Here is a 12,627-nt window from a genome sequence, read left to right as displayed (position 1 = left end):
GGTAAGAATGAAAAATATATGTATTGACATTGGAACAACGACAATCAAGGGAATTATTTATGACGAATGGGGCAGGGTTGTAGACGAAGCCTTTAGAAATTCTAAGTTATTAAATCCTCAGCCTGGTTTTATGGAGCAGGATAGTGAGGAAATTAGATGGAATGTCAGATCTATTATTAGGGAGCTGGTTTCCAAGATTTATATGGAAAGGGAAGAGATTGGTTTTATTTCTTTTTCTGCATATATGCATTCTCTTGTTGGGATTGATGAAAATAATCAGGCGATTACTCCTGTTATGTTATGGAATGACAGAAGAAGTCAAGACTTTGTTCAAGAGGCTAAGGCAAATGGAAAAGGTCTTGAACTGTATAAGTCGACTGGAACTCCAGTTCATCCTATGAGTCCTCTTTATAAGATTATTTATTTGAGGGAAAGACAGAGGGATATCTTCGACAGATGTAGACTCTTTGTTGGAATGAAGGAGATTATTCTTCATTGGATGACTGGGGAGTGGATTGTGGATCAATCCATTGCTTCTGCTACTGGTCTTTTTAATATCCATGATAGAGTCTGGGATGCCAAGGCCCTTGAATATGCGGGAATTGGTGAAGGTAATTTGCCAAGGGTAGTTAGCACCACTCATATAATGAGGAATATGACAGATGAATTCAAGGAAGATATTGGAATCAGGGAAGATATCCCAATTATCATAGGGGCCAGTGATGGCTGTCTTGCGAACCTGGGATCCCATGGTCTAAATCCTGGAACTGCAGTTTCTACTATTGGTACTTCTGGTGCTTTAAGGGTAGTAACTGATCATCCGTTAATTGATGAAAAGGGTGCAATATTTTCATATATTTTAACTGACAATCTTTTCGTTTCTGGTGGAGCCATCAACAATGGGGGAATCTTTTATGAATGGCTTCGAAAGGGTTTAAGCCTTGAAAAGCATATTGACGAAGTGTTTGATGAAGATGATCCTGAAAAGTATGGTAAGGGTCTTATATTCTTGCCGTTTATTTCTGGAGAGAGGGCACCTTATTGGGACGCTGATTTAAGAGGTTCTCTATTGGGCTTGACCCATAGTCATGGATATAAGGATATGTTGATTGCTGGAATTAGAGGTGTAAACTTTTCCCTTAGGGATGTTTTTGAAGTGCTATTAAATTCAACTAGTACTCATGTTAATGAGTTTTATGTTAACGGTGGATTTACCCAGTCGGACCTTTGGGTGCAATCCTTCTGTAATATTGTACAAAGGCCAGTGTTTGTTACGGAACAAGGAGATGGCCCGCTTTTTGGTGCATTTCTTTTAGGAATATTGGCAACTGGAAAGATAGAGGATCTCTCCCAGGCGCAGGAGTACTTTATTGCAGGGAAGGAATTTTTGCCTATTGAAGAGTTTAATCACAATGAAGAATTTAATATTTATAGAAGGGCAATCGAACAAAACAGGTCATTACTGCATGAACTAGCTAGGTTATCTAGTTCTGTAGATGATAAATAAATTTTAGGAGGACGTTATGTCAACAACATCATTAATCCTATTATTACTTGTAACTGTAGGATTATTATTATTTTTAGTTATGAAGGTAAAACTTCATGCATTTTTATCTCTGTTAATCGTAAGTTTATTTATGGGGGTAGCTACCAAGATGCCACTGGGAGATATTATAAACTCCATGGTTTCTGGTATGGGAGGCACTTTAGGTTTCCTTGCTACTGTAATCGGTTTAGGAGCTATGTTTGGTAAAATGCTTGAAATCAGTGGTGGGGCTGAAAAGCTTGCAAGGACATTCTTAAAGGCTTTTGGTGAAGAAAAGGCTCCATGGGCCATGCTTTTAGCGGGTTTCTTAGTATCAATTCCAGTATTTTTTGATGTAGGATTTATTATTTTAGTGCCACTAGTATATGCACTTGCTAAGAGTTCCAAAAAATCTGTATTGGTATTTGGTATTCCACTATTAGCTGGTTTGGCTGTAACCCATGCATTTGTACCTCCAACACCAGGACCTATAATGGTTGCTGAATTGGTTGGAGCTGATTTGGGTAAAGTAATTATGTACGGTATTATCTGCGGTATTCCTGCAGCAATTGTGGCAGGACCAGTATGGGGTAAATATATTGGTGGAAAGATAATGGCGGAAGTTCCTGAATATATGGAACTTGACAACAATGTTGTAGAAGTACAGGACCATGAACTACCAAGTTTTGGTACTGTTTTAGGGTTGATAATATTCCCAATTCTATTAATCCTATTAAATACTGCTACTACTGCATTTTTACCAGAAGGAAACAATGTTAGAACTGTTCTTTCATTTGTAGGTCATCCTATTGTTGCGTTGATTTTAGCTTGTCTACTTTCCTTTGTAATCTTAGGAAGATTTAAGAAGCTTACTATGGCACAAATTCAATCTGTGTCAAATGCCGCTTTAAACTCAACTGGTTTGATAATTCTTGTAACTGGTGCAGGTGGTGTGTTTAAGCAAGTTCTTGTAGACTCTGGAATTGGTGATGCAGTGGGTAAGTCCTTTGCTACTTTAAATTTAAGTCCACTTCTACTTGCATTTATAATTGCTGTAGTTGTTAGGATTTCTGCAGGATCTGCAACTGTGTCCATGGCGACAGCGGCTGCAATTGTTGGACCAATCATCAAGGGTTCATCTGTTGAACCAGCTCTTGTAGTAATTGCAATAGCAGCAGGGGCTACTGCCTTTAGTCATGTTAACGACTCAGGATTCTGGTTAGTAAATAGATATTTTGGTATTAGCGAAAAGGATACACTTCGTTCATGGACTGTAATGGAGACCTTAATAGGTATAGTTGGTCTTGTTATGGCCATGATATTGAGTTTATTTGTATAATAAAGAAATGAGGAGGAAAAATGTCTAAAAACAAATTAGGAATTATAGGAATGGCGGTTATGGGGAAGAATTTGGCCTTGAACTTTGCGGATAGAGGCTATGAGATTTCAGTTTATAATAGGTCAGAAAAGCCTCTTAAAGAAGCTATTGAAGAAGACAAAACCGGAAATTTGAAGGGATTTTCCTCCTTGGAAGATTTTGTAAATAGTCTTGAAAAACCTAGAAGGGTATTGTTGATGATAAAATCCGGGGAAGCGATTGATGAAATGTCCAGTACATTATTGGAATATCTGGAACCGGGAGATATCATTATAGATGCGGGAAATTCTTATTATAAGGACACCATTAGAAGGGTTAAAGAGCTTTCTGAAAAGAATATTCACTTTTTAGGTGTTGGTGTTTCTGGTGGAGAAGAGGGCGCAAGGCTTGGACCTGCAATCATGCCTGGCGGAGACAAAGAAGCCTATGGACATGTTAAGGAACTTTTGGAAGCTGTGGCGGCTAAAAATGACGAAGGTGGAATTTGTTGTAAATACGCTGGAGAAAACGGAGCAGGCCATTATGTGAAGATGGTCCACAATGGAATTGAATATGGCGATATGGAAATTATTTCAGAGATCTATCAACTTTTAAGGGAAGCTTTTAAGATGGATAATGAAAATATTGCAAAGGAATTCGAATTCTTTAAAGATGGTATTCAATCTGGATACTTACTTGATATTTCAGTTTCTGTTCTAAAGGAAAGGGATGAAGATGGTTCCTATCTTCTAGATAATATTAAGGATGTGGCTAAACACAAGGGAACTGGGAAATGGACTGCCCTTGAGGCCATAGACCTGGGTGTTGAAACCTCAGTACTTTTAGCGGGGTTAAATGCCAGGGTGATGTCATCCATGTTTGAGCAAAGAAGGGTTGCAAAGGCTACCTATGCAAAAAAATATCATGAAGCTTTAGATATTTTACAGTGGAGAGATGATATTAAAAAAGCTATGCTTCTTTCAAAGATTGTAGCCTATGCCCAAGGATTTGCTCTTCTTAAAGAAGCGGCAAGTCAGTATGACTGGGACTTTGATTATAAATCAATTTCAGAAGGTTTTACAGCTGGATGTATTCTTCAAGGAAAACTATTAAAGTCTATAATGAGAGCTTTTGAGGAAGATCCACAACTTGACAATCTAATTTTAAGTCCTGTGTTTAAGGATATAGTGATAGATTGTTCCAAGTCCCTTAGAAAAGTGGTTTCTAAGGCTGTGGAACTTGAAATACCCGTTCCTGCTTTAATAAACTCTCTTGAATATTTTGATAACTTAAGAACTTATCCAGGTTCTGCAAATATGATTCAGGGATTGAGGGACTACTTTGGTGCCCATACCTTTGAAAGAAAGGATAGAGAAGGAATTTTTCACCATCAATGGAATAGATAATTAACTCTAGAAAAACAACGGAGCACTCAAAAATTTGAGTGCTCTGTTTATGTGTTAATCTTTTCGTTTTATTTCAACTATTTTTTTACAATTCTCTTAATTCCTCTAGTCTTGTCCAATAAAGCGCTTAGAGAAATATCTAGATTGATATGGTGGATAAATGTAGAAAGTAGTCTAGACATGTTAACTTGTTTATACCATTTCTTTTCTTTGATATATTCTGGTACATAGGTCAAGTTTGTAGAATAGACTGCATCTAACAAGCCTTCTTCATAGAATTTGTCGAATTTGTCTGGACCTTCTGTGAACAGGGAGAAGGAAACTGCACAGTAAACCCTTCTAGCACCTTGTTCCTTTAATTGAACGCATATGTCCAAAACAGATTCTCCAGAAGCTATCATATCGTCTACTATTAGGATGTCTTTGTCTTTAACATCTTTACCGATATAACGATGTTCTACAATTGGGTTCTTACCGTCTACGATTCTACTATAGTCTCTTCTCTTATAGAATATTCCAATATCTTGTTTCAAAACATTTGAATAATATACTGCCCTTGCCATGGCTCCTGTATCGGGACTGATTATAATAATGTTCTTTTCTTCCAACTCTTCTTGGCTGATCTTTTCGTTCTTCAAGAAATCTTTTACGATTTCTGCAGTTGGGTAGATATTTTCAAAAGATAGTAATGGAATTGCGTTTTGAACATTTGGATCGTGAACGTCAAAGGTGAAAATTCCATTTACTCCCATCTCTTCAAGTTCAAGAAGTGCCATAGCATTGTCCAAGGACTCACGAGCCTTACGTCTATGTTGACGACTTCCGTACATCAACGGCATGATTACATTGATTCTCTTTGCTTTTCCGTTGATTGCAGAGATAACCCTCTTGATATCGGAAAAGTGTTCGTCAGGTCCTATTCTAGTTTCCATTCCATACATCTTGTAGGTTAAACCATAATTTCCTATGTCAGCTAAGATGAAAATATCTTTACCTCTAACGGATTCATTGATGGTAATTTTACCTTCTCCATTTGAAAATCTCACTTCAGAAATATCGATTATAAAAGAAAAATCAGGATCGTCTATATTAAATTGCTTTTTAAGTTCCTGATCAGCTTCGTTGCCAAGTTTCCAACAACTCTTTAATACAATTAGCCCCAGTTCGCCGTAGGGGGTTTCAGAAAAAAATTCTTCAGACATTTATTGCTCCCTTCAAAAATACTCTAGATTAAGAATATCACAGTTAAGACCAATTCTCAAACTTAAAATGGGATAAATAATTGAAAATGTACTATAATTGAGCTGGGGTATTTTAAGAGTTCTCTATTTAGATTTTAAATATTAATTTCGTATAGCCTATTATGATTTTTGAATATGGATGGAAGGAAAGCGGATGTGATGGAAGATAAAGAGTTTTATATGGGAGAGGCATTGAAGGAGGCACAAAAGGCCTACGACTTAAAAGAGGTGCCTATAGGTTGTATAATAGTAAAGGATGAAAAGATTATTGCTAGGGGACATAATCTTGTTGAAACTACCCAAAACCCACTGAAACATGCAGAGCTTGTGGCAATTGAAAAGGCTAGTGATGTCATGAAGAGTTGGCGACTTTTAGACTGTGATATCTATGTGACCTTGGAGCCTTGTTGTATGTGTGCTTCGGCAATGGTCTATTCAAGGATAAGAAAAGTTTACTTTGGAGCATATGATAAGAAGAGAGGCTTTGTTGGCTCTATTGACAATATTTTTCTAAGAAGAGAGTTAAATCATAGGGTAGAGTACGAAGGCGGGATAATAAAAGAGGATTGTCTAGGTATTATACAGGATTTTTTCAAAGATTTAAGAAATTCTTAATTTATTTATGCTATACTAACATATTAGATTGAGGGGTTATATGGAGAGATATAATAGCTTGTCCAGCTATTTAAAGAATAGATTTGGTGAAAAGATTTTAAAGGTTTCTATTGACGGTGGGTTTACCTGTCCCAATAGATTAAATGGAAATAGGGGTTGTATTTTTTGCGGAGAAGATGGTGCTGGAGAATTTTCTGGTTCTAGAAAGTTATCCATCACAGAGCAGATAGATTCTCAAATTAAATTTTTAGAGCATAAGAGTAAATCTTCAAAGTATATGGCATATTTCCAGTCCTTCACAAACACTTTTGCAAGTCCTGAAACTTTAAAGAGCAAGTACTATGAAGCTTTAAATCATCCAAATATACTTGGAATTTCGGTTGCTACAAGGCCAGACTGTATTGACGACAATGTGCTGGAAATTTTGGAAGAAATTTCAAAATCCCATGAACTTTGGGTAGAACTTGGTTTTCAAAGTTCAAAACAATCTACTGTAAAATTAATCAATAGAGGCTATGAAAATCATGTCTTTCAAAGGGCAGTTATGTCACTACATAAAAAGGGAATTAAGACTGTAGCCCATATCATATTTGGACTACCTAATGAAAGTCATGAGAATTGGATGGATACTGTGAGATTTGTAAATAGCCTTCCTGTTTGGGGAATAAAGTTTCACAGCCTCTACATATATAAGGATAGCTTAATATATGATTACTACTTAAATAATAGGTTTAAGATTTTACAAAGGGATGAATATATAGATGGTGTTTGTGATGCAATAGCTATTTTGTCAAAGGATATTGTAATTCACAGGCTTACTGGCGACCCGGACAAAAAGAAGTTGTTTTTGCCAAAGTGGCCGGTGGACAAGATAAGGGTAATTGGAACTATTAATAAAAAATTAAAAGAAAGGAATATTTTCCAGGGTGCTAAACCCTAGTACTAGGAGGTATTTTGTGATTTATCATATTGGATTAGATGTCGGTTCAACTACTGTAAAATTGGTGGTAATGGACGAGGCTAATAATCTACTTTATCGTGAATATAAAAGACATAAGTCAAATGTTGAAAAGACAGTTAAATCTGTAATAAAAGATGCATACCAAAAGTTTCCAAATAGCGATGTGACTATTATGGTAACGGGTTCTGGTGGTATGTTTGTGGAAAAATATTGGGATATTGAATTTATTCAGGAGGTAGTTTCAGGTACGACAGCCATTAAGCATTTTATTCCCGAGACGGATGTTGCCATTGAACTTGGTGGAGAGGATAGTAAGATAACCTATATCTCCGGAAATGTTGAGCAGAGGATGAACTCTATCTGTGCTGGAGGAACTGGAGCCTTTATTGACCAGATGGCTTCTCTTATTGAAACGGATGCTACTGGTTTAAATGAATATGCTAAAAATTATAAAAATATATACTCCATTGCCTCAAGATGTGGGGTATTTGCAAAGACGGATATTCAAGCCCTTATCAACCAAGGGGCTTCTAAAGAAGACATTGCTGTGTCCGTGTTGCAATCCGTTGTAAATCAAACCATATCAAATTTGGCATGTGGAAGACCTATAAAAGGAAATATTGCCCTTTTAGGGGGACCCTTACATTTCTTAGACCAACTTGCTCAAAGGTTTAAAGAAACCTTAGGTGAGGATAATAATAACTTTTTGGTTCCAGAAAATTCGGAAGTCTTTGTTGCCCTAGGAGCTGCTCTTGCATCTAAGGAGCTGGAACCTGTAAGTTTTAAAGATATTCTGGATATGGTAAACCATGAAGTGGAAGTGGAAGTCGATGAAAAAGCTACTCTGGAACCCTTATTTAAAGACGAGAAAGAGTATGCAGACTTTGTTGAGGAACATAGGGGCAAGGGCCGAACTAAGGGAAATATAAGTGAATATGAAGGGCCTTGTTATCTTGGTATCGACGCTGGTTCTACTACTTCGAAGGTGGTATTGATCGATAAGGACGATAATATTCTATATAGCCAATACGGCAACAATTACGGAAAGCCCTTGGAACTTATCATTAAAGTTTTGAAGGACATTTACTCCAATTTAAATCCCAAGGCTAAGATAGAATGTTCAGGTATTACTGGATATGGTGAAGATTTTATAAAGGCTGCTTTAAATGTGGATATAGGCGAGGTGGAGACCTTGGCCCATTATAAGGCTGCATCCTATTTTAGAAAGGATGTGGACTTTATCTTGGACATTGGTGGCCAGGATATGAAGGCGATGCATATCTCTGAAGGTATTATAGACTCCATTCAGCTTAATGAGGCCTGTTCTTCTGGTTGTGGATCCTTTGTTGAAACCTTTGCTAAGTCCCTTGGATATACTGTTGAAGAATTTCAAGATGAGGCTGTTAAGTCTAAAAACCCTGTGGACTTAGGTTCTAGATGTACTGTGTTTATGAACTCAAAGGTCAAGCAGGCGCAAAAAGAAGGGGCTTCGGTGCCGGATATTGCAGCTGGACTTTGCTATTCTGTAATCAAAAATGCAATCCAAAAGGTAATTAAGGTTAGAGACCCGGAAAAACTTGGCGAGAGCATTGTTGTCCAAGGTGGTACTTTTTATGGTGACGGAGTTTTAAGAGCTTTTGAAAAGGTAACTGGAAGAAAGGCTGTAAGACCTGAAATTGCAGGACTTATGGGGGCAATGGGAATGGCTCTTTATGCGAAGGAAAAATCTACTGGAGTTTCCAGCCTAATGGATTTGAAGGAACTTGACGACTTTACCTATAAGCAAAAGAACGCCCAATGTAATCTATGTAGTAACCACTGTAAGTTATCCATCAATATTTTCAGCAATGGTAAAAAATATATTACGGGAAATAGGTGTGAAAGAGGTGCTGGTATTCAAATAGATAATGAGGATAAGCTTCCTAATCTATACGAATACAAGTACAATAGACTATTCAATTATTACAAACCGCTTTCTGAAGAAAAGAGTACTAGAGGCAAAGTAGGAATCCCTAGGGTGTTAAACATGTATGAAAACTACCCTCTATGGTTTACCTTCTTTACTTCCCTAGGCTATGAGGTGGTTTTGTCTGATAAATCCGATAGGGCAATCTACGAAAAGGGAATTGCTTCAATAACCAGTGAGACGGCTTGTTTTCCAGCAAAGATGGTCCATGGGCATATTGAAAATTTAATTGAAAAAGGTGTAGAATTCATATTCTATCCGTCTATATTCTATGAAAAACAAGAGTTTGAAAACGTGGACAACAATATAAACTGTCCCGTTGTTACTGGATATACGGAAGTTATAAAGAACAATCTTGAAAATTTGGACGAAAATAAAGTCAAATTCTTAAACCCATTTTTATCTTTACAGAATAAGAAAAAGTTGGGGGATAGACTATATGAGGAATTGAAGTCTGAAGGCCTTAAGAGAAGTGAAGTGACAAACGCCCTTGACAGAGCTTGGGAGGAGTTTCATGCCTTTAGAGAAGATGTAAGGATGGAAGGACAAAAGTCTTTAAGCTACATTAGGGAAAAGGGGCTTAAAGCCATAGTATTGGCAGGTAGACCATACCATATAGACCCAGGTATTAACCATGGGATTCCAGAGCTTATAACTTCCCTTGGTTGGGCGGTGCTTTCTGAAGACTCCGTGTTGACCTATGAGGATGATATCGAAGGTAGGCTTAGGGTTTTAGACCAATGGGTTTACCATTCTAGGCTATACAGAGCTGCCAATGTGGTTTCAGAGAGTCCTGACCTTCAACTGGTGCAATTAAACTCCTTTGGTTGTGGAATTGACGCTGTAACGACGGATCAAGTGGCAGAAATCCTTCAAAGTAAGGGTAAGATTTACACTTTGATAAAAATAGATGAAGTTTCTAATCTAGGGGCAATTAAGATTAGATTAAGGTCCCTTACTCAAGCATTAAAGGACAGAAAGCCATCCTTAAAGAATGAGGATTACCAGATTGAACCGGTGGAATTTACAAAAGAAATGAAAAAGACCCACACTATTTTAGCTCCGCAAATGGCGCCGGATCACTTTGAGATACTGCAGGCTGCACTGGAATCTGAAGGATATAAGTTTGAGTTTTTAAAGACTGTAGATTCCAAGGTTGTGGATGAAGGTTTAAAATATGTTAACAACGACTCATGTTATCCTTCTATAACTGTGGTTGGTCAAATGATGGAGGCTGTTAAGTCGGGAAGGTATGACACGGACAACATCTCCCTTTTAATGACCCAGACTGGTGGAGCATGTAGGGCTTCCAATTATGTGGGATATATAAGAAGGGCGCTAGAGGAAGCGGGCTATCCTCATATTCCTGTTATTGCAATATCTGCTCAAGGGATAGAAAGTCACGAAGGTTTTGACATATCCATGTCCTTGGCCCATAAGATGGTTTTGGCAATGTTATATGGAGACTTGATAATGAGGGTTTCCAATGCAACAAGACCCTATGAACTGATAAAGGGCGATACGGATAGGTTAAAGGACTACTGGATTGAAAAATGTCGAAATGACATAAGGGATAGAGTAACTGGAAAGTTTAAGAAAAATGTAAAGTGCATCGTAGATGACTTTTCAAATATAAAAATCGACGAAGATAAGACAATTCCAAAGGTTGGAATTGTAGGTGAAATTCTTGTAAAGTACTTGCCTGAAGCAAACAACAACTTACAAAAGGTATTGGAAGATGAAGGAAATGAAGTTGTACTACCAGATTTGACGGATTTTCTAATGTATTGTTTAAGAAACACTTCCCATAAGGCGAATCTTCTATCGAAGAGTAAGTTTTCAGCTCTTATATCCCAATTGGGAGTTGGATATATCGAGTACTTTAGAAGATATGTAAGGGATGCATTAAAGGATAGTAGATACAATCCTCCGCTTTATATCAATGAACTTGAAGAAAGGGCAGAACAGGTTGTTTCCTTGGGAAATCAATATGGTGAAGGCTGGCTTTTAACTGCAGAGATGATCGAGCTAATAGAAGTGGGAGCAAACAATATCGTCTGCATTCAACCCTTTGGTTGCCTACCTAACCACATTACTGGTAAGGGAGTTATCAAAAAGGTTAGAGAGCTTTATCCAAAGGCCAATATTGTGCCAATTGACTACGATCCAGGGGCAAGTGAAGTAAATCAGGTGAATAGGATAAAACTTATGTTATCCCAAGCCAAGGAAATATTGAAAAAAAGCGACCCAGTAAATGAAATGTAGAAATGTTGTAACTTTCTAAATGGAAAATCGGGTGTAAAAACCCGGTTTTTTCTATTTTTTGTTTTGTAAAAAAACTCTCTAGTGATATAATTAATTAGAACATTTCGAAAATGTGGAGGAAAAATGAAAGTTAGATCAATAATAATATTTTTAGTCTCTGTACTTATTTTCGGTGGAGCTTATTTTGTCTTTAGTGAATTTAAGGATTTACAGGCTAGATCTACCGTGGAAATTGATGGTTCTGACATTGGAACCAATAATAAAATTGAACATAAATTAGACGATAACCTATTCTTTTTATTGGTAGGAGTAGATAAAAATGTGGATGTTCAAGGCGAAGGTCAAGACAACCACGTTAGAACTGACACCATGATGTTGGTAAATGTGAACTTTAATACAGGCGAAATCAACACCGTTTCTATTCCTAGAGATACAAAGGTTGAATATGACAATAGAGAGGTAAAGATTAATGCTGCTCATGCTTATGATGGTATTACAGGAGCGCTAAAGGCCGTTAGAGAACTTACTGGCCTTGATGTAGACTACTATATGAGTGTGGATTATGATGCTGTTTCCAGGATAGTTGAAGCGGTAGGAGGAGTTGAGGTGGACTCTCCAGTGGAATTAAATGTTCCTGAGATAGATCTTTACATTCCAAAGGGAAAATCCAAGCTAAATGGTCAACAAGCCCTTTACTTCGTTAGAGCTAGGGAGTTGTTGCAATCTGGAACGGACCTTGAAAGGGTACAAAATCAACAGTACTTTTTAAAGCAGCTGATGTCAGCTGTATTAAAGCCATCTAATATTATGAATATTGGAAATATCTTAGATGTGTATAAAAAGAATGTTAAGACAAATATTGACCTTGGAAACCTGGGTTCTGTTGCATTAAAGGCGATTAACTTCAACAAAGACAAGTTACATTCCTATACTCTTGAAGGAACTACGGGAGATGAATACACTCCAGATGGTGTGAGAATTGCATATTTTTATGCCGATGAAAAAAAGATGAACAAGTTATTCTCGGAAATATTCCAAGAGTACTTTATCAATAAAAATGATGTAAATAAATATAAATACGATAATGAGTCAGATTCAAATTATGGCGAAGAAAATGAAGAGAATTCAAACTATAATTATGACAATGATTCAAATGATTCCAATTACTATAACAATAACGGCAACAACGACTATAACAACAATTATAATAATGACAATAGCAACTATTACGATAACGATAATAGCAATTATTATAATAATGAGAATGCCAACTATTAATAAAGCTTTGTTA

Annotated in this window: 8 protein-coding genes; 7 read left to right on the top strand and 1 reads right to left on the bottom strand. The window is 37.0% G+C overall.

Going from position 1 to position 12,627, the window contains the following annotated elements; translation table 11 throughout:
• The first annotated feature begins 7 nt into the window (after positions 1–7).
• The 3 genes from Q1K37_RS02440 to gndA are packed head-to-tail and all read left to right on the top strand — an operon-like array spanning position 8 to position 4,288.
• Complete coding sequence (locus Q1K37_RS02440; protein WP_300409015.1) at positions 8–1,507, top strand: gluconokinase; 1,500 nt, start codon at positions 8–10, stop codon at positions 1,505–1,507.
• A gap of 16 nt (positions 1,508–1,523) precedes the next feature.
• Complete coding sequence (locus tag Q1K37_RS02435) at positions 1,524–2,864, top strand: gluconate:H+ symporter (protein WP_300409013.1); 1,341 nt, start codon at positions 1,524–1,526, stop codon at positions 2,862–2,864.
• A gap of 20 nt (positions 2,865–2,884) precedes the next feature.
• Complete coding sequence (gene gndA / locus Q1K37_RS02430; RefSeq protein ID WP_300409012.1) at positions 2,885–4,288, top strand: NADP-dependent phosphogluconate dehydrogenase; 1,404 nt, start codon at positions 2,885–2,887, stop codon at positions 4,286–4,288.
• A gap of 77 nt (positions 4,289–4,365) precedes the next feature.
• Here gndA and Q1K37_RS02425 read toward each other — a convergent pair whose 3' ends face one another.
• Positions 4,366–5,490 (bottom strand): ribose-phosphate pyrophosphokinase, encoded by a 1,125-nt coding sequence (locus Q1K37_RS02425; RefSeq protein ID WP_300409010.1) that lies wholly within the window; start codon positions 5,488–5,490, stop codon positions 4,366–4,368.
• A gap of 198 nt (positions 5,491–5,688) precedes the next feature.
• Between Q1K37_RS02425 and tadA the strand changes: the two genes are divergently transcribed.
• The 4 genes from tadA to Q1K37_RS02405 all read left to right on the top strand — a co-directional run bounded on the left by tadA (position 5,689) and on the right by Q1K37_RS02405 (position 12,614).
• Positions 5,689–6,144 (top strand): tRNA adenosine(34) deaminase TadA, encoded by a 456-nt coding sequence (tadA, locus tag Q1K37_RS02420; protein ID WP_300409163.1) that lies wholly within the window; start codon positions 5,689–5,691, stop codon positions 6,142–6,144.
• Positions 6,145–6,184: 40 nt separating this feature from the next.
• Positions 6,185–7,084 carry a TIGR01212 family radical SAM protein gene (locus tag Q1K37_RS02415; RefSeq protein ID WP_300409008.1) on the top strand — a complete coding sequence of 300 codons (900 nt, stop codon included), beginning with the start codon at positions 6,185–6,187 and terminating at the stop codon, positions 7,082–7,084.
• Between the two features lie 16 nt (positions 7,085–7,100).
• Positions 7,101–11,336 (top strand): 2-hydroxyacyl-CoA dehydratase, encoded by a 4,236-nt coding sequence (locus Q1K37_RS02410; protein WP_300409006.1) that lies wholly within the window; start codon positions 7,101–7,103, stop codon positions 11,334–11,336.
• Positions 11,337–11,459: 123 nt separating this feature from the next.
• Positions 11,460–12,614, top strand: a complete 1,155-nt coding sequence (locus Q1K37_RS02405; RefSeq protein ID WP_300409004.1) for an LCP family protein — start codon at positions 11,460–11,462, stop codon at positions 12,612–12,614.
• Positions 12,615–12,627: the final 13 nt, after the last annotated feature.

This window comes from Lagierella sp. (assembly GCF_029983815.1).
Taxonomy (GTDB): domain Bacteria; phylum Bacillota; class Clostridia; order Tissierellales; family Peptoniphilaceae; genus Mediannikoviicoccus.
The sequence above is the reverse complement of the archived record's forward strand: the minus strand, read 5'-3'. Positions and strand labels throughout refer to the sequence as shown.